This is a genomic window from Sulfurospirillum deleyianum DSM 6946 (assembly GCF_000024885.1).
Classification (GTDB): domain Bacteria; phylum Campylobacterota; class Campylobacteria; order Campylobacterales; family Sulfurospirillaceae; genus Sulfurospirillum; species Sulfurospirillum deleyianum.
The window spans coordinates 1,763,548-1,784,415 of record NC_013512.1 but is presented as its reverse complement, the minus strand read 5'-3'; the positions used below and the strand labels follow the sequence as shown (position 1 = coordinate 1,784,415).

The window sequence follows — 20,868 nt, the reverse complement described above, 5'->3', positions numbered from 1 at the left end:
TTACATGTACTTTTTCAAGACTTCAGGAATGGCAACACTGCCATCTTCTTGTTGGTAATTTTCCATAATGGCGATGAGTGTGCGACCCACGGCTAAAGAAGAGCCATTGAGCGTGTGTACTAAGCGGTTTTTACCCTCATCTTTAAAGCGAATTTTAGCTCGTCTGGCTTGAAAGTCGAAGGTATTAGATACGGAACTAATTTCACGGTAACGGTTTTGCCCTGGAAGCCAGACTTCCAAATCCACCGTTTTTGCAGCACTAAAGCCCAAATCTCCACCACAAAGCATTAAGTGGCGGTGAGGGAGTCCTAAGGAGCTAAGTAAATCAGAAGCACATGAAAGCATCTCTTCAAAAACCGTTTCGCTCTGTTCTGGTGTGGTAATTGAAACCAATTCTACTTTATCAAACTGGTGCTGGCGAATCATGCCACGGGTATCTTTCCCCGCACTGCCTGCTTCTTTTCGAAAACATGCAGAATAGGCGGTCATTTTAAGAGGGAGTTCTTCTTTGCTTAGAATTTCATCTCTAAAAAGGTTGGTGACAGGCACTTCAGCAGTAGGAATCAAAAAGAGCTCTTCGCCATCAATTTTAAAGAGGTCATCTTCAAATTTAGGGAGTTGTCCTGTTCCCATCAGTGTTTCACGGTTGACAATGTAAGGAACGGCTACCTCATGAAAACCACGGCTTCGGTTAAAATCAAGCATATAGTTAATGAGCGCTCGCTCTAATCTGGCAGCGTCATTTTTTAAAACACTAAAACGGCTTTTGGCAAGTTTTACACCTCTCTCAAAATCAATCCAGTTTTGTTTGCTGTCGATATCCCAATGCTCTTTAGGAGTAAAGGAAAATGTTTTAGGCTCAAGCACACGTTTCAGTTCCACGTTGTCATTTTCATCTTCACCTTCAGGAACAAGAGAAGAGGGCATATTTGGAATAATAGTCGCTAGTGCTTCAAGCTTCTCTTCTAAGGCACGAACCACCTCCGTTTTCTCAGCGATTTTTTCTTTGTTTAAAGAGAGTTCTGCTTTAAGCGCTCCCACATCTTTGCCTTCTTTGGCATAAACCCCAAAGAGTTTGCTTTTAGCATTTTGTTCCGCTTGGAGTGGCTCTAAAACAAGACGTGCACTTTTAAGTTCCAATGAAATAGCACGAAGTTCTTCCAAAAGGCTCTCATCTACTTTTTTCTTTCTGAGCGCTGTGGCAACAGTATCAAAATCATTTTGAATCAGTTTAATATCTAGCATACGTTTCCTTAACGGTAAATTCCAACAAGATTACGAATCATATCCATTTTTGCAGAAGCAATGTGACGTGCTTTAGCGGCACCTTCATCAAGAATGGCGATGACTTCCTCTTTATGCGCTACATAGTAGGCTCTTTTTTCACGAGCCGGTGCAAAATAGTCCCAAATCAGACCATTGAGGTAAGCTTTAAAATGCCCATACCCTTCACCGCCCTTTTGGTAGCGCACTTTGAGTGCTTCTAGTTCGTCATTTTCTAAAAAGAGTTTAGCCAGAGCGTACACGTTACATGTAAAAGGATTTTTAGGCTCTTCCATCGGTGTTGAGTCGGTTACAATACGAGAAGTTGCTTTTTTAAGCTCTTTTTCACTGCAAAAAATATCAATGGTATTGCCATAACTTTTACTCATTTTTGCCCCATCAAGTCCGGGGACAGTGGCGACGTTTTCATCGACTTTAAATTCGGGTACTTTAAAAATATCACCAAAATCGTTATTAAATTTAATGGCGATGTCACGGGTAATTTCAACGTGTTGGATTTGGTCTTTTCCCACAGGAATCACTTCTGAGTCATAGAGCAAAATATCCGCAGCCATTAAAACAGGATAGGAAAATAAAGAGTGGTTGGCAGCAATGCCTTTGGCGACTTTGTCTTTGTAGCTATGGGCTCTCTCTAAAAGTCCCATCGGCGTATAGCCTGAGAGTATCCAGTAGAGTTCTAATACTTCTTTGACATCGGATTGTGCCCAAAAGGTGACTTTGGTGTGATCAATGCCTAGAGAGAGAAAATTAATCGCCGCATCAAGCGTATTATGCTTAAGTGCCTCGCCATCTTTTAAAGAGGTGAGGGCGTGGTAATTGGCGATGAAGATAAATAAATCACTTTTTTCTTGAAGGTCAATCATCTGTTTAATCGCACCAAAATAGTTTCCTATATGCAGTGCACCTGAGGGTTGAATTCCTGTTAATACTCTCATAAAGCTGTCCTACTCTTTCTCTTTTAAATTGAGTCGTTTCATAATGGCATGAATAATCTCTTCGATACTTCGATCTTCCACATCCACAATCACATCGGCTTTTTTTTCATATAAGCAGGAGCGTTCTTTAAATAAGGCTCTTGCCTTCTCTTCATCTTGCAAAAGAGGGCGTTTTGCAAGTTTTAAATCGCCATTTTCATGCGCTTTTAAGCGTTTAAGGATACCATCAAAAGAGGAACGAAGATAGATGATGGTTCCTATCTTTTCTAAATTATCTACCTTAAAAAAACCACCACCTGTGGATATAATGGCATTTTTGACACTTTTTTCAAGCCATTTAGCTGTTTGTTTCTCAAGTCGTCGAAAGTAGGCTTCCCCATCGCTCGCAAAAATATCTTTGATTTTGCGATTTTCCATGCTCTCAATCAAATCATCAGTATCCAAACCCATTTGTTTGGTTCTTTGAATCAGTGCCCTTGCAATCGTACCTTTGCCAACTCCCATAAAACCGATAAAAACGATATTTTTATTCTTAAGATTCTTCACCGCTATTTTCCTGTTCATTATCCCTCTCCCCTTTAGCACGGGGGTAGAGTAAAATCGGTGAGCCTTCCAAATTAAAGACATCACGCAGTTTATTGGCAAGGTAGCGTTTGTAACTAAAATGCAAGGAGCGTGGTTTATTCATGACAAGCGCAATACGTGGTGGCTTGGTTTGGTACTGGGTTGCGAAGTAGATTTTGACAACTTTAGAGTGGTCGCTTGGAATTTGATGTCTAATGGTCGCTTCACGAATCACTTCATTGAGCTGTCTGGTTGGAATGTGTTGAGAGTAGTTTTCATACACACTTAAAATCATATCTTTAATTTTTGAAACCCGTTGTTTGCTTTTAGCCGAAACCGTAATCAGTGGCGCATAGGAGAGAAATTTAAATCGGTGGCGTACCTCTGCGGTGACTTTTTCAAAGTCATCCATCGCTTCATCCCATTTATTTAGAACGATAATACACGCAAGATTGTTCTCTTCCACTAGCCCTGCGATACGCTCATCGAGTTCCAAAAAGGGTTCACTCGCATCTAAGACAAGCAGAGCAATGTTCGCACGCTCTAGCATCTCTTTGGTACGCATGAGCGCAAATTTTTCAATGCCTTCGATTTTTCCACGCCTTCGAAGTCCAGCAGTATCGACAAAGTTAATGACTTTTTCGTTGTACTCAATGCTCTCATCTACAGGGTCAATGGTTGTTCCTGCCACATTACTCACAACCGCACGCTGTTTGCCGACAAGGGCGTTGAGTAGGGAGCTTTTACCGACGTTGACACGCCCAATAATAGCGACATTGATGTTAGGATTTTCTTCTTCAATGGGTGCTTCTAAGCTCTGCTCCTCTGATATTTTATCCTCATCCCAAACGTCATCTTCCTCATCTATCGTCTCCTCATCTGCTTCTTCTTCTGAAGCAACCAGAGCACCTTCTGGTGCAGGTAAGTATGAGCCAATCCACTCTAAAAGTGCACTGACACCTCGGTTGTGTGAAACGGAGAGAGGAAAGACGTGTTCTGCGCCAAATTCACTAAATTCCCAAGCACGTTCCATCTCTTTATCGTTGTCAATTTTATTAATGACTAAGGCAATAGGTTTATTGAGGGCTTGAAGGGCATAAAAAATCTTTTTTTCTTCTTCACTAGGGAGAAGTTTTCCATCGACGACCATTAATATAACATCTGCTTTTTTGGATGCTTGCATCGACATATCATGGACATTTTCAAAGAGCTCAGTTGATTTGTCCAGTCCACCTGTATCTAAGATAAGGCAGGGCTTTTCGGTGATGTAAACTTGATGACTTTTAATATCGCGTGTTGTACCACTAAAATCCGAGGTAATAGCAATACGTGCTTTAGCAATGCGATTAAATAAAGAGCTTTTCCCAACATTAGGAAGCCCGATAATAGCAATTTTTTTCATAGTAACCTTTATGGCATAATTGAATCTATTATAGCTTTTCTTTGCTGTTATTTTGGTAAACTCTCCACATAGAGCGATTGAGAAGGAAACGCAAACGTCGCTCCATTGCGTGCGACAATTTCCATAATTTTATAATTAATCTCTTCTCTTACATGTAAAGATTCATCAAGGGATGTGGCATAGGTAAAAAAGTTGAGTAAAATGCCAAGCGCACTCGCTTCAAACTCATCAAAATAGACCATAATTCCCTCAGAATGAACATCAGGATGATTCGATAACATCGTCTTAATCTCTTGCAAAATGGTTTGCATCTGTTCCATAGTGGTGGTATAGGTCAGTCCAAGACGGGTACGGATACGACGTTTTCCCATGCGTGACGTGTTGGTAATGGTCGCATTTGCGATAAAAGAGTTTGGTACACTCACCAACGCTTGTGTAGGATTTCGAATTTTGGTAGAACGAATGCCGATCTCTTCGATGGTTCCTTCCACGCCATTCATTTCGATGCTATCGCCCACTTGAAACGGTCTATCGCTGAAGATGACCAGTGAGCCAAAGAGGTTTGCAACGGTATCTTTTGCGGCTAAGGCAAAAGCAAGTCCACCGAGTCCTAATGAAGCAACAAATGCACTCACATTAATACCCCACTCTTGTAAAATCGCCATCAGTCCTAAGGCAATAATCAGAACACGCAGGGCTTTAATGGTGAAATTTTGGATGCCATTGTCCACTTCGGTACCTAGTTTGGAGGAAAAAAAGTTAAAAAGATGAGAAAAACGATTCACAAGACGGTATAGAATCCAAAAAATAAGAAAGGTTAAAAAGGTTTTTAAGCCAAGGTCTAGGAGTTTTTGTAAACGAGGATAAGACAACCATGTTCCTGCCACGTAGGCTGAGGCGAAGACAAGAGAGGCTTTTAAAGGACCTTCTAGGACGTTGATGACTCGATTATCCCATGATGTTTTGCTACGCAGAGCAATAATCTTAAACGGTTTGAGAATGACGTTGGTGAGAAAATGACGTAAGAAAAAAACCATCAAAAAGAAACAGATAGACAGAGCAATATGTGTAACGGCAAAGCCCATAAACGTGTAGTTGAAGATAGTTTCAAAATGCATGCTTTCTCCTGTAAGGCAAATCAAATATATCAACCAATTTTAACACAGAATAGATTAAGATTACGTATTTAACGCAGATTGGAGTGAGTGTGGGAGTATTTTTTGGTCAGATAAATAAAGGGGTTTTATTTATGCTGATCTCTTCATTTAGTTTTGCTTTTGATGGGGCTTTTGCAAAGATGTTAAGCGAAGGGATGGATTCGGTTGAGGTGGTTTTCTTTCGTAATGGCATTACCATGTGTATTGTGGCGTTAAGCATTGTTAAGCTTCCCCTCAAACAAGTGGGTGGAAAACCGTGGTTACTTCTTTTTAGGGCGTTGATTGGGTTTGCTTCGATGTTGGTTTTTTTCTATAACATTGCGCATATTCCGTTTGCTGATGCGATGACCTTTTCTCGTACGGCGCCGATTTTTACAGCGATTTTGGCATTTTTTTTCTTGAAAGAGAAAATGGGGTTGAAAGCGTGGATAGCTGTATTTATAGGATTTTTAGGTATTGTTTTTGTCATGAAGCCGACGGGTTTTATGCTTTCTAAAACAGATTTATTTGGGCTCTTTAGTGGGTTAGGTGCGGCTTTGGCGTATACGAGTGTGCGAGAGTTAAATAAGGTGTACGATACACGAGTGATTGTTTTAGCGTTTGTCTCCACAGGAACGATTTTTCCTGCCCTTTTTATGCTGATTAGCGAAGTCTATCATGCGCCGATGTTTGATTTTATGATGGGGCAATTTGTTATGCCAAAAGGCATAGAGTGGCTCTATATTTTTCTAATGGGCTTTTCAGGTGCCATTGGACAGGTTTATATGACCAAAGCGTTTGCTACAACCCGTGCGGGTGTTGTGGGTGCGGCTGGGTATTCGATTATCTTTTTTTCACTGATTATTGGGATTATTTTAGGAGACCCATTGCCTGATTTTCTAGGACTATTTGGTATACTCCTCGTTATTTTGAGTGGAATAATTGTAGCAAAGGAAAAAGAATGATTTTAATTGCAGGACCGTGTGTTATTGAAAGCAGAGAGAACCTTTTACGGGTTGCTGAAAAATTAGTGAGTTACCATGAAGATGAAAGCATAGATTTTTATTTTAAAAGCAGTTTTGATAAAGCCAATCGCACCAGCATTGACAGTTTCAGAGGACCTGGACTGGATGAAGGTTTGAAACTTTTAGATGAAGTTAGAAGAACGTTTGGTTTTAAACTTTTAACCGACATTCATGACTACACCCAAGCTAAGCCGGTGGGAGAGGTCGTGGATGTGCTTCAAATCCCTGCTTTTTTGTGTCGTCAAACCGATCTTTTGGTTGCAGCCGCACAGACAAAATGCGTGGTAAACGTTAAAAAAGGGCAGTTTTTAAATCCTGCGGATATGCGCTATTCGGTGAAAAAAGTTTTAGAGACCAGAGGAGTGAAAGAGGAAGGTTACGAAGCGGCAAAGCGTGCAGGCGTGTGGTTGACCGAGCGAGGAAGTACCTTTGGGTATGGTAATTTGGTTGTCGATATGCGTAGTTTTGGCATTATGAGAGAGTTTGCGCCTGTTATTTTTGATGCGACCCATTCGGTACAGATGCCTGGTGCTGAGGGTGGAAAAAGTGGTGGAAAACGTGAGTTTGTACGTCCTCTTTCACGTGCGGCTGCTGCGGTGGGTGTGGATGGCTTTTTCTTTGAAACTCATTTTAATCCCTGCGAGGCGTTGTGTGATGGTCCTAATATGCTCTATTTAGAGGATTTGGACTTAGCCATTAAAGATATCAAAGCGATTCAAAACGCCTTAAAGGTATAAGATGCAACTCATTCCTACACGCAATCTTCTTCTCAATCAAGGAAATGTTGAAGAAAAAAGAGTAGAGATTAGGAATTATTTTTTAAAAACGTATACGCTTTATGAGAAGCTTTTTGAATTGATGAAGGACGATGAAAGTTATTACCTTACGGCGGATCCTCTGCGTCATCCTTTGGTCTTTTATTTTGGGCATACGGCGAGTTTTTTTATCAATAAACTCGTCCTTGCTAAGCTTTTGGATCAACGCATTAACCCAGTTTACGAGTCTATTTTTGCTATTGGTGTGGATGAAATGAGTTGGGATGATTTGAACCAATCGCACTACAAATGGCCACGCATTGAAGAGGTGCGTCTTTATCGTGAAGCCGTTAAGGCTAAGGTGTTAGAGCTGATTGATACGATGCCTCTTTCTATGCCCATTTCGTGGGAGAGTCCGTTTTGGGCAATTATGATGGGCATTGAGCATGAGCGGATTCATCTTGAGACCTCTTCGGTGTTGATTCGTCAACTTCCCCTGAATAAAGTAGTCTCCGACTCGTTTTGGAAAGTCTGCCCTTTTGATACGCCTGTGGTGGAAAATTCACTCTTACATGTAACGGGGAAAACCCTTCGTTTGGAGAAGAAAAGAGACGATGCGCTTTATGGTTGGGACAACGAATACGGGTTACATGTAAAAGAGGTTAAAGACTTTAAAGCGTCTAAATATCTTGTTTCAAACGCTGAGTTTTTAGGCTTTATAGAAGAGGGCGGTTATGAAAATGAGCGTTTTTGGAATGAAGAGGGCTGGAAGTGGAGAACGTACAAAAATGCCACGATGCCACTGTTTTGGCGTAAAAATGAGGAAGGGTATGCGCTTCGCTTAATGGCAGAAGAGATTGCGATGCCATGGAGTTGGCCTGTGGAGATTAACTACCTTGAGGCCAAGGCATTTTGTAACTGGAAAAGCCAGAAAGAGGGTACATCCATTCGTCTTCCAAGTGAGGAAGAGTGGTATGTTTTAAGAGATTTACATGTAAAGGTGGATGAGCCCTTTTGGGACAAGGCGCCTGCGAATATCAACTTAGAGTATTTTGCTTCTTCTGTTCCTGTGGATACCTTTGCTTTTGGCGATTTTTACGATGTCATCGGCAATGTGTGGCAGTGGAGTGAAACACCGATTAACGGGTTTGATGGTTTCCAAGTTCATCCACTTTACGATGATTTTTCCGTTCCCACTTTTGATGACAGACACAATCTTATAAAAGGCGGTTCGTGGATTAGCACGGGCAATGAGATTATTCGCTCTTCTCGTTATGCCTTTCGTCGTCATTTTTACCAACATGCGGGTTTTCGCTATGTTGAATCAAACGAGCCAGTGGAAGTCTCTTCGGTTTTTTATGAGATGGACTTTGAACTCTCTCAAATCTGTGAAGTGCACTTTGGAAAAAAAGAGAACAATTACTACGAAGAGATAGCCCATTTTTGCACCACATTAGGCGAGGCAAAAGCCAAAGCCCTTGAGATTGGGTGCGGTGCAGGACGTGGAACTTTTGCCCTTGCACGTCATTTTGAAATGGTACATGGCATTGAGTTTACGGCACGTGTGGTCAGACTTGCTACCAATTTTAAAGAGAGTGGAAAGCTCAAGTATGCTCTTAAAGAAGAGGGCGAACTTGCGACATTTATAGAGAAAAATTTGAGTGATTTTGAGATTGACCCAAGCATTCAAAAAGTGGAATTTTGGCAAGCAGACCCGCATAATTTGAAACCTTATTTTGATGGATATGACCTGATTTTACTCAACGATACGCTAGATACCTTGTATGACCCAGCACTCTTTTTAGAGAAGATTAAAGAGCGTTTAAATCCACAAGGATTTTTAGTAATAGCCAGTAGTTATGATTGGGATGAAACGAGAACGCCAAGGGCTAAATGGCTGGGTGGATTTAAGAAAAATGGCGAAAAATATACGACATTTGATGCATTGCATGAACATCTTTCACCTTTTTTTACGTTACATGTAAACCCTTTTGTCATGCCTCTTCCTTTGCATGAGAGCGCACGAAAGACGGTTCTAAAATCGTTACATGTCAGTGTCTGGAAAAAGCGATAAAAGGTTCTCTAACCAAAAATAGTGTATGATTAAACAACATTTGATAGAAGGATTGTTATGAATATTATTGAAGGAAAACTCTCCCTAAGTGGTCACGAAAAAGTGGCGATTATTAATAGCAGATTTAACCATATTATTACGGATCGTTTGGTTGAGGGTGCGAAAGATGCGTTTATTCGCCATGGTGGAGATGAGAAAAATTTAGACCTTATTTTAGTTCCTGGTGCGTATGAGATTCCTTTGGCACTCGATAAAGTGCTTAGCAGTGGCAAATACGATGCTGTCTGTTGTGTGGGTGCGATTATTCGTGGCAGTACGCCTCATTTTGATTATGTTGCGGCTGAGGCAACCAAAGGTGTCGCCAATACAGCATTGAAGTATCAAAAACCTGTAACGTATGGTGTTTTAACAACCGATACGATTGAGCAAGCTATTGAGCGTGCGGGAAGCAAAGCAGGCAATAAAGGCTTTGAAGCGATGACAGGTTTGATTGAACTCATTAGCCTGTATAAAAATCTGTAAGGAAACGCATTGGCAACACGACATCAAGCAAGAGAAAGTATTATTACACTTCTGTATGCGGAAGATATAGGCAATGCGGGGATTGATAAATTTATTGATGAGCTTTTTGAAGAGAAAAAGATTCGTAACCAGCAAAAAGAGTTTGCGTTAGGGCTTTATCAGGGTGTTAAAGCACACTTAAGTGTTATTGATGAGGCGATTAACCGTCATTTAAAAGAGTGGAATCTTAGTGAAATTGGGATGTTGGAGCGCGCGATTTTACGACTGGGTGGATATGAAATACTCTACTCAGAACTGGATAATGCCGTTGTCATTAATGAAGCGATTGAATTAGCAAAAAAACTTTGCAATGAAACCAGCCCAAAATTTATCAATGGTGTTTTAGATGCGATTTGCAAAGAGGGAGAAGCTAAGGCATGAAAGTGTGTGTCGCTTTAGATTTGCCAACCCAAGAGGAAACCCTTACGCTTATTCGTACCTTAAAAAGTGAAGATATATGGCTTAAAGTAGGGCTTCGCTCCTTTATTCGTGATGGAGAATTTCTTTTAAAAAAGATAAAAAACATCAATCCAAATTTTAAGATTTTTTTAGATTTGAAAATCCATGATATTCCTAATACGATGGCAGATGCTGCAGAATCCATTGTGGGCTTAGGCGTGGATATGTTTAATGTGCATGCTTCTAGTGGAATTAAAGCCATGAAAACGGTGATGGAGCGAGTTAATCACTTACCTCAAAAACCGATTGTTTTAGCCGTGACAGCATTAACCAGTTTTGATAATGCGTCGTTTGAAGCTATCTATAAAACGCCTATTGCGCAAAAAGCGATTGATTTTGCTAGAGATGCTCACAATGCAGGTGTTCATGGCGTTGTTTGTTCTGTTTTTGAAAGTCGTGCGATTAAAGCTTCTACTTCTGAAGCCTTTTTAACATTAACACCAGGTATCAGACCCTTTGGAGAATCCCATGATGATCAAGAGCGTGTAGCAGACCTTGCAAGAGCAAAAGCGGAGCTTTCTGATTTTATTGTGGTGGGACGTCCTATCTATCAAAGCAGTGACCCTTTGGGCGTTGTTCAAAAAATTATCGAAAATATTTAGAGACGAAGAGGGAAACATGTTCCAAAAAGTAGTGCTTAGTATTGTGTTGTTTTTTGCATTTAGTATTGTTGCTTTTTTCTTATTGATTAAGGTGATAGATTTTAATGAGTACAAACCTCGCCTCCAAAAAATGATCAAAGACGCTACGGGTTATGAGTTGATTATTAAAGGGGATATTACTCTTTCACTTTCGCCCGTTGGAATTAGTGTTTTAGATATAGAGGTGTTCAATCCGCATGAAAAAGAAAAAGGTGCTTTTGCAACACTTAAAAGTTTTGATGTTGCCCTAGAAGTTGCGCCTTTGCTCACAAAAGAGATTAAAATCCATTATCTCTCTTTAGATTCATTGGCATTAACGCTTGAAAAAAATGAACAAGAACAGTTTAATTTTGAATTGCCAACGGTGAGTAAAAAAGAAGAAGCAAAACCAAGCACAGAGCAGAATACAACGCTTGAAAAAGCGCCACTTCTTCCTTTGGTCAATGTTAAAGAGATTAAATTTAGTAATGCGCATGTTTCGTATCATGATGTGCGTCAGAAAGAGACATTGCAAATCAAAGGTATTAATTTCGATATTGACAATATTCACTATGATCCATCAAAACATAAATTTCAGGGGCTCTCTTTTATCGCAGATGCGTCTATTGGAAGTCTGAATTATGGCGAATATGGCATCAAAGAGATTTATATGCCCTTAGAGATGAAAGAGTCAGTACTGAGTAGTGAAAATGTTCAATTTACACTATTTGAGACACCTTCTCAAGGAACACTTAAAATAGATTTAAGTGGTAAACAACCTAAGCTTTCATTGAAAAGCAAATTAGAACAGTTAAAACTAGCGCAAGTTTCCAAAGAAATTTTGAAAAAAGAGATTCTTGAAGGAAAAGCTAACGCCGATTTGAAACTCTCTTTCTTTCTTAATGATACATTGACGTTCAAAAATACGGTGAATGGATTTATCCATGTGAGCGGTGAAAATGTGACGTTTAAAGGGTACGATATCGACAAGATTGTTACGAGTGTAGATGCGAGTAAAGGTCTTTCGATGATGCTTTTAAACGTTATAAAGAGTACACAAGAAGCAAAAACACTTTTAAAAGAGGTTAATGCTAAGGTTGATATTGGGTATTCTGAAGTGCATTTGAGTGATGTTGCGGCAAGTACGGCTAAAAATCGTTTAGCCATAAAAGGTTCTGTGAATATCGTAGAAGAAAAATTTCAAGAGATGAAAGTGGCACTTTTAAATGCAAAAGGGTGCGCAACACTTACGCAGACGATTGAAGGGACGTTTCAAAAGCCTGTTTTCAATGTGAATGAAACGGTTTTAAATACCTTAAGTCAAGTCGCTTTCTCTTTACTCAATAAATCAAAATCATCGAACAAAACAGTAGATTCTCCTCAGGTTGAAACGGATGAAAATTGTACGGTTTTTTACGAAGGCGTTGTAAAGCATCCTAGTTTATAAAGAGGAATGCCTTTTGCTTTTTTTGATTATATTATGATCAAAAGGAGTACCCAATGCATTTTATAGAAGGTGTTAAGTTAATTGTTATGCTGAAAGATAAGATTGAAGAGGCGAAAAAAACTGATCAAGTTGCAGCGCAAAAGTTACAAAATTTACTTGAAAAACTTCTAAAATCCAACGATCCGCTCTGTATTTAAACACTAAACGGCTTAAAAAGTTTTTTCTTAAGCCGTTTATTATTTACTCTTGCTATAATTGCACTCTACTTTTTACTTGGACAGATGGGTGAGTGGCTGAAACCACACCCCTGCTAAGGGTGCGTCGGGGTGACCTGACCGAGGGTTCAAATCCCTCTCTGTCCGCCACCAAATTTAATTTTTAAACCTTCCAAAAACATCTTTTCAAATCAGCGTTTTTTTCATTGAAATATCTTTTCCCTAACGTATCTATCAAAATTCATTTGTTATACTTTCACACAAAATCAGAGTCGATGGAGTGAGGATGTTTAGTATACTAAAGAAGAGTATGGTGTTGGCATGTGCGACATTTGCGTATGCCGATACGATGTCATTGGTGCTTGAAAATGATGCCCTTGTAGGTAAAGATCAGCACTATACGAATGGAATGTATTATACATGGATGAGTGAAAAGGATACAAGCTTTCCTGATTTGTTGCCTTTTATTGATTTGGAGCAGAAAAATGTTGCTTTTTCACTCTCTCATGCTATTTTTACCCCCGAAGATAAAAAGCGTGATACCCGTAATTTAGATGATTTGCCATATGCTGGGTATATGGGCGTGAGCCTTTTAGCCTATAAATCTTCAGAGCATTTTTTTCATGAAGCAGGTGTTAATGTGGGGATGGTGGGTCCTTCAACGCATGCAGAGGATTTGCAAAAAGGGTTTCACTCTCTCATTGGACACAGTAAGCCCAAAGGGTGGGAGTATCAGCTAGATGATGAGTTCATGTATGGTGCTTCTTATCAGGTGGGATATAAGACGACTCCTTGGTCGCTAAGTGATGTATATCTGGACTTTACAACACATGTTAGAGGCGATGCGGGACGATTTTATACGGGTGGTTTACTGGGTGGAACGCTTCGTTTAAGCAGTACGCCTATGAAAAGTTTTGCGACGATTGGGAATTATATTGGAGGAAACGAGAGTGCATTGCTCAATTATGAAGCGAAAAAGAGTTTTGAGTGGGCACTCTCTTTAGGCGCATTTTATAATGCGGTTGAACGTTACTATCTCATTGATGAGGCGATTGATCAGGGGTATCGTTTGAAAAAAATGGATGCTCTCGTAGGTGAAAAGCTTTCATTAGACCTCTTTTACGATGAGATGCAACTCTCTTTTTATCTTAAATCCGTAGATATAGATTATAAAGGTGGGCGTTCTTCTCGTGAGCAAACAGGAGGAATGAATCTAGTATGGAAGTGGAATTAACCACTTCCTTTCTCTCTCAAAATGGCTAAGGCAGTATAAGCGAAATTAGGCTAAAATACGCGCAATAAATACGAAATTTTGTACGAAAGTTGCGCAATGCTTATATCTTTTTATACCCGTTTAGTAACGACATATTTTAAAACCACACTTTTTGTTGTGGCTCTACTCACAGCTCTTTTTGGCTACTACGCACAATATTTAAGTATTGATGCCTCCGCAGAAACACTTTTACTCGAAAACGATAAAGATTTGAAACTGACCCGTGAAGTGCATGGACGCTATGTTAGTCCTGAGTATTTGGTGATCTCTTTTACCCCGCATCAAGGGCTTTTAGAAGATACCACTTTGGAGAGCATGCGACGTTTAAAAGAGGAGCTTTTGAAAATCAAGGGCGTGGAGAGTGTGACTTCCATTTTAGATGTTCCCCTTTTAGAGAGTCCTATTCGTCCCATTAAAGAGGTGGTGGGCAATGTTCAAACCCTTGAATCTACTGGTATTGATAAAACTTTAGTTCAAAAAGAGCTTACCACGAGCCCTTTGTATGCCAATAATCTTGTCAGTGCTGATTTTAAAACCACAGCGATTTTGCTCAATCTTAAAGATGATACCACGTATACAAAACTCTTAAGTGAGCGTAATCAGTATATGCTTTTGTCGCAAGAGCGTTCGCTGAGTGTTGAAGAAAAGGTACGCTACGAAGAGGCGAAGAAGGCATTTAAAGCGTATAGGGATAGCATTCGTGATGAAACACATGAGATGATTGAAAATGTGCGAGCCGTGATGGAGCCTTTTAAAAGTGAGGGAGACCTCTTTTTAGGTGGCGTGATGATGATTGCTGATGATATGATTAGCTTTGTCAAAAATGACATTGTTAATTATGGCATTGCGATTTTTCTTATTATGATTGTGATTTTATGGGTGATTTTTAGACAGGTTCGTTTTGTGGTATTGCCTATTCTTGCCTCTTTTAGTGCGGTGGTGATTACGGTGGGCATTAACGCTCTTTTGGGCTTAGAAATTACAGTGATTTCGTCCAATTACATTGCGATGCAACTCATTACCACGCTCTCTTTGGTGATTCATTTAATTGTGTGTTACAGAGAAGAGTATCAGGTATATCCAAATCTTACGCAACAAGAGTTAATAGGCGTCACCCTAAAGCGTATGAGTGTTCCTTCTGTTTTTGTTATTTTAACTTCTGTGGCGGGATTTGGCTCGTTAATGACCTGCGATATTGTTCCGATTATCGACCTTGGTAATATGATGAACATTGGTGTGAGTGTCTCTTTAATTGTCACCTATCTGCTTTTCCCTTCCATGTTGATGCTCTTAGAGAAAAAAGCGCCTGTGATGATTTTTGATCATGCTTTTACGCTTAATGCGACCTTTGCACGTATTGTGGAAAAACGCCGTGGGGTGATTTTGAGTGTGGTGGTGCTGATAGCGCTGTTTAGCCTTTTTGGTGTGAGCCGTTTGGTGGTGGAGAACAGTTTTATCAACTACTTTAAAGAGAGCACAGAAATTTACAAAGGGATGCAAAAAATCGACAATGAACTAGGCGGTACCACACCGCTTGAGATTGTCGTGCGTTTACCCAAAGCAGATGTCGCTCAAGCAAAAGAGCAGAGTCCTTTAGATGAGTTTGAGGCTGAATTTGAAGAGAAAAGTTCAGAGGCACAGTACTGGTTTACTGCACAAAAAATGCAGACCATTTTAAAGGTGCATGACTATTTAGAGTCTTTGCCAGAAGTGGGTAATGTCTCTTCTTTGGGTACTCTTTCTAAAGTGGGGCGTATTTTAAAAGAGGGCAAAGATTTTGATACGTTTGAGTTGGCACTGCTTTATAATGAACTTCCTGAGGTGTATAAAAAGGTTATTTTAACGCCTTATGTGAACATAGAGCATGATGAGGCACGTTTTGTAGTGCGTTTGATTGATTCCAATCCAGAACTCAGACGCTCTGAGCTTTTGGAGAAAATTCAAAATGAATTAGAGAGCAAAGTAGGTTTGCCAAAAGAGGATTATAAACTGGTGGGGATGATGGTACTTTATAACAACATGCTCCAATCCCTCTTTTCGTCTCAAATTTCAACCCTCGCTTTAGCGGTATTAAGTTTGGGTTCGATGTTTTTATTTTTGTTCCGTTCTTTTAAAGTGGCGTTTTTGGCGATGGTGGTCAATATGGTTCCTGTGAGTGTTATCTTTGGCATTATGGGCGTGTTTAATATCCCGCTTGATATGATGAGCATTACCATAGCTTCCATTGCGCTTGGCATTACGGTGGACAATACGATTCATTACTACTACCGTTTCAGAGAAGAAGTCGCCATTGATGGCAATTATGTAGCAGCGATGCACAGAGCGCACGGGAGCATTGCCTTTGGGATGTTTTACTACTCACTTGCTACCATTGTGGGATTTTTAGTGATGGTGACATCCAATTTTATTCCAACGCTGATTTTTGGGCTTTTAACGGTGATTGTTCTGTTGACGGCCATTGTCTCTGACTTGCTTTTCTCTCCGCTTTTGGTGCTTTTATTTAAACCTTTTGGACGTGAAACAAAGGAGTAAGGTATGCGTAAATGGTGCTTTTTGTTTCTTTTTAGTTTTTCGTGTTTTGCGCAAGAGTTGCCTACGGTTTCGTGGGTGGATATGGAGCGTTACCTTGGAAAATGGTATGAAATCGCACGATTTGACCACTCCTTTGAGCGAGGGTGTGATGAGGTAGAAGCCTTTTACACGCTACGAGACGATGGCATGATAGGGGTTGAAAACAGCTGTTTTAAACGTGCGACACAAAGCCATAACGTGGCGTATGGTCGGGCAAAAATTGTCGATGAAATGAGCAAGGCAAAGCTAAAAGTCACTTTCTTTTGGCCTTTTTATGGGGATTATTGGATTGTGGATGTGGCGGAGGATTATTCGTATGCGATGGTGAGTGAACCCAGTAAACGCTATTTTTGGATTCTCTCACGCACGCCACAGTTAAGTGAAGATACGCTCAGCCGTTTACTCTCCTATGCGACGTATTTGGGTTTTGATACAAGCAAACTTATTTGGCGAACTTCTTGTCCTTAAAACACTGCATAACGTTACATGTAACGATAAAATAAATCCTTTATCTGCTACTTTTTTTTCCTTTTTTAAGGCTCAGTTGTACTATAATCAGTAAAACAATGACAAGGAGTCTGGCATGAAAAAACGTTTTTTTATGATAGCTATCCTTTTAACGACAGTCCTGTATGGTCTTGATTTTGAGCGAGAAAGTGAATATCAAAACGCTTGTGATAGGGGAGATGCTAAAGCGTGTGTCGCCTTAGGTGCGATGTACCATTCAGGCGATGGTGTGTTGCAAAATTTTGCACGAGCGAAGGCTTTGTACTTATACGCATGTGAGTTGGGGCTGGGCAGTGGGTGTGCCAATGTGGGTTACATGTATGAAAATGGTCATGCGGGGGAAAACCTCTCTTTAGCGCTTCAGTGGTATGAAAGAGCGTGTGCGCTAGGCGATGGGGAAGGGTGTATGAGTGTGGCATTGATGCATGAAAATGGCACAGGCGTGAGTGAAGATATGCAAAAGGCAGTGGATTATCACGATAGAGCGTGTGCGTATGGGGTGGGTCGCAGTTGTGCGCATTTGGGCTTACTTTATGAGCAAGATGAAAATGTTGTGGATGCGGTTATTTACTATCAGCGAGCGTGTGATGCGGGTGTCGCAGAATCGTGTGTGCGTGTGGGCGAGATGTATTATACGGGGCAAGGGGTGGCTCAAAATGAGCAAAAAGCAGAGGAGGCATTTCAAAAAGCGTGTGATTTAGGGGAAGAGAGTGGATGCAAGAATGTAACGATTTTGCAAAGCAATAAAGTTTGGTTTAAGGCTTCACATTGAAAGAAAAAGGGATGAAACAGACGCTTTGGCACACTTTACATGTAACGCATGTGCTTGAGATGCTCGTTGTGGATGAGAGCGTTGGCATTAAAGAGAGTGACGTTGAAAAGCAGCGTTTAACCTATGGCGTCAATCGTTTAAAATCCAAACCTTCGTATGTGCCGTGGAAACTTTTTTTACTTCAATTTCATCAATCCCTTGTTTATATTTTACTTTTGGCTGCTTTGGTTATGGTACTGCTTCATGAGTGGCTGGATGCGGGTGTTATTTTTGCGGTGGTGATGATAAATGCGCTGATTGGGTATTGGCAAGAGAGTAAGGCACACCGTGCTATTGAAGCGCTTTCTAAAATGCGTAAAAATAGGGTACGGGTTTTACGGGAAGGGCATATCAGCCTTTTGGATGCGGAGGATTTGGTCGTAGGCGATATCGTCTGGTTGGCTTCGGGCGATAAAGTCCCTGCCGATATGAAAATTTTGTATGCCAAAGCACTTAAAGTCGATGAATCACTCTTAACGGGAGAGTCAGTTTGCGAGAGTAAAACAAAAGGAATCGATGCGCCTCATACCCTTTTTGCCGATAGAATAAGTATGCTCTATGCCTCAACGTTGATTACCTATGGAGAAGCAAAAGGGGTGGTCGTTGAGGTAGGCGATGCAAGTTATGTGGGGCAGATTAACACACTAATCGCTCATGCGGATATTTTACAGACTCCTTTAAGTCAAAAATTGGCTCTTTTTTCAAAGCGTATGCTTTATGCGATTATGGGGGTTTCTGTTTTTACGTTTATCATGGGGATGGTGCATCAACAAGGAGTGATCGAGACTTTTATGGCTTCGGTTGCTTTAGCCGTAGGAATTATTCCTGAGGGATTACCTGCAGCGATGAGTATTATTTTAGCGATTGGCGTGATGAAAATGGCGGATAAACATGCCATTATTAGGAGGCTTCCTGCTGTGGAAACCTTAGGGAGCACGAGTGTTATTTGTTCGGATAAAACAGGAACCCTTACTCAAAATGCGATGAGTGTTACCACGCTTTATGCTGAGGGTGTTCCGTTTTTAGTCAGTGGCAGAGGATATGCTCCTAGGGGAGAGATTTTACTCCATGAAAAAGCTTTCATGCCTCTTCCCAAACGAGGGCTTTATGAGATGCTTGTTGCGGGGGTATTATGTAACAGTGCATCGCTTCAAAGTAAGAAAGGTGTGTATCATATTGTAGGAGATCCAACGGAAGGTGCGCTATTGGTTGCGGCGGCTAAAGGGGGCATTTGGATCGATGAACTCCTCAAAAAGGTCGTTTTAGAAGATACCCTTGCCTTTGAGTCGGAATATCAATATATGGCATCACTGTACAGTGTGGATGAAAAGAGTGTGGTGTATCTTAAAGGTTCAGTGGAGAGAGTGCTGGAACGATGCGCATGGATGATGGATGATAAAGGAGAAATTAGCGCTATTCAGAAAGAAGAGATTTTTGCGCAAGCGGAGATTATGGCAGAAGAGGGGCTTCGTATTTTAGCTTTTGCAAAGGGTGTGTGGGATGAAAAGCGCACCAGTTTGACGCATGAGGATGTGAAAGAGGGGTTGATTTTTTTAGGCTTACAAGGGATGATAGACCCTCCACGTTTAGGCGTGAAAGAGGCGATACAGAGCTGTTATGAAGCGGGTATTGTTGTGAAGATGATTACGGGGGATCATGGTGTGACCGCACGCTCTATCGCTCGTTCTATTGGTATGAATGTGGAAGGTGAGCAAAGGGTTTTAAGCGGAGCGGAAATAGATGCATTGGATGATGCTTCGCTCTCAAAGATTATCGCTCAGGTCAATGTTTTTGCACGCATTGCCCCTGAACAAAAACTGCGTTTGGTAAAAGCGTTACAGCAAAATGGTGAGATTGTGGCAATGACAGGTGATGGGGTCAATGACGCTCCTGCGCTTAGACAAGCTAACATTGGCATTGCGATGGGTGTGATGGGAACGGAAGTTGCCAAAGAGTCTTCCGATATGATTTTAACAGATGATAATTTCTTAACCATCAAAGATGCCATTGAAGAGGGACGGGTTGTGTATGATAATCTTATCAAATTTATCACATGGATTTTACCGACCAATGTAGGAGAGGGATTGGTGATTATTGTGGCGATTTGCTTTGGTGTGGCGCTTCCGTTGTTGCCTTTGCAGATTTTGTGGATTAATATGATTAGCGATAGTGCGCTAGGCATTATGTTAGCGTATGAACCCAAAGAGAACGCTCTGATGCAACGTCCACCTCGTGCACCCCAAACGCCTATCTTAACGTTTCTTTTACTGCGTCGAGTGCTTTTAGTGGGATGTTTACTCTTTGCTCACGCTTTTGGCGCATTTTTTTATACGCTCTTTTTAGGTGTGGATGAGAGTGTTGCTCGAACATTGGTTATGAATATTTTTGTGTTTGGTGAGATGTTGTACCTTCTAAATTGTCGTTCTTTTTATCATTCTGCTTTTAAAATAGGCTTTTTAAGCAATCCTTATCTGCTCTATGCGATGTTGGGAGTGGGTGTGCTACAACTCTTTCTAACCTATCATCCGTGGATGAACCATCTCTTTGATACGACACCACTTGGGTTGTTTGAATGGGGAATTGTAACTCTTTCTAGTCTAGTGATTTATGGCATTGTTGAGGTCGAAAAATACCTTACATGTAAAAAGCATCAAGGTTGCCATGTCGCATCATAAAGGTAACGGGCAATCTCTTCTAAGCTCTCCTTGTCATAGCCTAAAATGGGCATAAGCTCATACTGAGCAATGGCTTCAGGCATTAAAGCTGTTTTGGCATTGGGTTTTAAAATCCATTGCGCCATAAAAGAGACAAAGTCTTCTTTTGTGGGAAACTTCTCTTTGTAACGGGTTTGTATGGCTTGAATTGAAGGGGCTGAGTTTGCCTTTTGGATAGCATGACAGGTGACACAGTTGCCCTGAAAGAGCGTTTCTCCAAGGTTTGAGGCACTAAGGGTTGTTGTGATAAAAATAAGTCCAAAGAATCGTTTCATGGCTTTTCTCTCTGCGTAATCTATTTGGATTTATTGTAGCAAAAAGCAGGGCTTCTTCTCGTTGACGTGCGTCATAATTAAACAGCTAAGATATGAAAATGAAGAGAGTGATTTTGAGTGATGGATGGCTTGATGTGTATCAAGGAAAAAGAAAAAAATAAATATTAGAATTATTAGAATTTGTCAAAATTAAACACTTTTTTATTAAAAATAGTGAATAATTTGAGTACATTTTTTACA

Annotated in this window: 19 protein-coding genes and 1 tRNA gene; 14 read left to right on the top strand and 6 right to left on the bottom strand. The window is 40.6% G+C overall.

Features of this window, described 5'->3' with window-relative positions:
* From serS to SDEL_RS08870, 5 genes are read right to left on the bottom strand one after another with little or no spacing between them, the layout of a single operon-like run.
* Positions 1 to 1,245: a serine--tRNA ligase gene (serS, locus tag SDEL_RS08890; RefSeq protein WP_012857521.1), complete on the bottom strand. Its 1,245-nt coding sequence runs from the start codon at positions 1,243 to 1,245 to the stop codon at positions 1 to 3.
* 8 nt (positions 1,246 to 1,253) lie between these two features.
* Complete coding sequence (gene trpS / locus SDEL_RS08885) at positions 1,254 to 2,219, bottom strand: tryptophan--tRNA ligase (protein ID WP_012857520.1); 966 nt, start codon at positions 2,217 to 2,219, stop codon at positions 1,254 to 1,256.
* A gap of 9 nt (positions 2,220 to 2,228) precedes the next feature.
* On the bottom strand, positions 2,229 to 2,783 hold the full coding sequence (locus SDEL_RS08880; protein WP_012857519.1) for a shikimate kinase: 555 nt from the start codon (positions 2,781 to 2,783) through the stop codon (positions 2,229 to 2,231).
* Positions 2,752 to 4,185 (bottom strand): ribosome biogenesis GTPase Der, encoded by a 1,434-nt coding sequence (gene der / locus SDEL_RS08875; RefSeq protein WP_012857518.1) that lies wholly within the window; start codon positions 4,183 to 4,185, stop codon positions 2,752 to 2,754. The genes SDEL_RS08880 and der overlap by 32 nt, the downstream gene beginning before the upstream one ends.
* A gap of 47 nt (positions 4,186 to 4,232) precedes the next feature.
* Positions 4,233 to 5,303, bottom strand: a complete 1,071-nt coding sequence (locus SDEL_RS08870) for a mechanosensitive ion channel family protein (RefSeq protein WP_012857517.1) — start codon at positions 5,301 to 5,303, stop codon at positions 4,233 to 4,235.
* A 131-nt stretch (positions 5,304 to 5,434) separates the two neighbouring features.
* Between SDEL_RS08870 and SDEL_RS08865 the strand changes: the two genes are divergently transcribed.
* The 14 genes from SDEL_RS08865 (at position 5,435) to SDEL_RS08805 (ending at position 20,314) form a co-directional block, all read left to right on the top strand.
* A complete protein-coding gene (locus SDEL_RS08865; RefSeq protein WP_049767073.1) occupies positions 5,435 to 6,286 on the top strand; it encodes a DMT family transporter in 852 nt (283 codons plus the stop codon).
* The gene (gene kdsA, locus SDEL_RS08860; protein WP_012857515.1) at positions 6,283 to 7,083 is read left to right on the top strand and encodes a 3-deoxy-8-phosphooctulonate synthase; all 801 of its coding nucleotides are present in this window, start codon (positions 6,283 to 6,285) and stop codon (positions 7,081 to 7,083) included. Before SDEL_RS08865 ends, kdsA begins: the two co-directional genes overlap by 4 nt.
* Position 7,084: 1 nt before the next feature.
* Positions 7,085 to 9,175, top strand: a complete 2,091-nt coding sequence (gene ovoA, locus SDEL_RS08855; protein WP_012857514.1) for a 5-histidylcysteine sulfoxide synthase — start codon at positions 7,085 to 7,087, stop codon at positions 9,173 to 9,175.
* A 57-nt stretch (positions 9,176 to 9,232) separates the two neighbouring features.
* Complete coding sequence (gene ribH, locus SDEL_RS08850) at positions 9,233 to 9,697, top strand: 6,7-dimethyl-8-ribityllumazine synthase (protein ID WP_012857513.1); 465 nt, start codon at positions 9,233 to 9,235, stop codon at positions 9,695 to 9,697.
* A 9-nt stretch (positions 9,698 to 9,706) separates the two neighbouring features.
* Complete coding sequence (gene nusB, locus SDEL_RS08845) at positions 9,707 to 10,117, top strand: transcription antitermination factor NusB (protein WP_012857512.1); 411 nt, start codon at positions 9,707 to 9,709, stop codon at positions 10,115 to 10,117.
* On the top strand, positions 10,114 to 10,797 hold the full coding sequence (gene pyrF, locus SDEL_RS08840; RefSeq protein ID WP_012857511.1) for an orotidine-5'-phosphate decarboxylase: 684 nt from the start codon (positions 10,114 to 10,116) through the stop codon (positions 10,795 to 10,797). Before nusB ends, pyrF begins: the two co-directional genes overlap by 4 nt.
* Positions 10,798 to 10,813: 16 nt before the next feature.
* Positions 10,814 to 12,262, top strand: a complete 1,449-nt coding sequence (locus tag SDEL_RS08835) for an AsmA family protein (protein WP_012857510.1) — start codon at positions 10,814 to 10,816, stop codon at positions 12,260 to 12,262.
* A 53-nt stretch (positions 12,263 to 12,315) separates the two neighbouring features.
* A complete protein-coding gene (locus tag SDEL_RS12165) occupies positions 12,316 to 12,459 on the top strand; it encodes a hypothetical protein (protein ID WP_012857509.1) in 144 nt (47 codons plus the stop codon).
* Positions 12,460 to 12,537: 78 nt separating this feature from the next.
* Positions 12,538 to 12,627 (top strand) — tRNA-Ser (locus SDEL_RS08830).
* 136 nt (positions 12,628 to 12,763) lie between these two features.
* Positions 12,764 to 13,711 (top strand): lipid A deacylase LpxR family protein, encoded by a 948-nt coding sequence (locus SDEL_RS08825; protein WP_012857508.1) that lies wholly within the window; start codon positions 12,764 to 12,766, stop codon positions 13,709 to 13,711.
* A gap of 96 nt (positions 13,712 to 13,807) precedes the next feature.
* A complete protein-coding gene (locus tag SDEL_RS08820) occupies positions 13,808 to 16,282 on the top strand; it encodes an efflux RND transporter permease subunit (RefSeq protein ID WP_012857507.1) in 2,475 nt (824 codons plus the stop codon).
* Between the two features lie 3 nt (positions 16,283 to 16,285).
* Positions 16,286 to 16,789 (top strand): lipocalin family protein, encoded by a 504-nt coding sequence (locus SDEL_RS08815; RefSeq protein WP_012857506.1) that lies wholly within the window; start codon positions 16,286 to 16,288, stop codon positions 16,787 to 16,789.
* A 115-nt stretch (positions 16,790 to 16,904) separates the two neighbouring features.
* On the top strand, positions 16,905 to 17,600 hold the full coding sequence (locus SDEL_RS08810) for a tetratricopeptide repeat protein (protein WP_012857505.1): 696 nt from the start codon (positions 16,905 to 16,907) through the stop codon (positions 17,598 to 17,600).
* Positions 17,597 to 20,314 (top strand): cation-translocating P-type ATPase, encoded by a 2,718-nt coding sequence (locus tag SDEL_RS08805; RefSeq protein ID WP_223295816.1) that lies wholly within the window; start codon positions 17,597 to 17,599, stop codon positions 20,312 to 20,314. Before SDEL_RS08810 ends, SDEL_RS08805 begins: the two co-directional genes overlap by 4 nt.
* On the opposite strand, the gene SDEL_RS08800 is transcribed toward SDEL_RS08805, so the two are convergent.
* Positions 20,290 to 20,628 (bottom strand): c-type cytochrome, encoded by a 339-nt coding sequence (locus tag SDEL_RS08800; RefSeq protein ID WP_012857503.1) that lies wholly within the window; start codon positions 20,626 to 20,628, stop codon positions 20,290 to 20,292. The two genes, SDEL_RS08805 and SDEL_RS08800, sit on opposite strands and share 25 nt — an antisense overlap.
* Between the last annotated feature and the right edge of the window lie 240 nt (positions 20,629 to 20,868).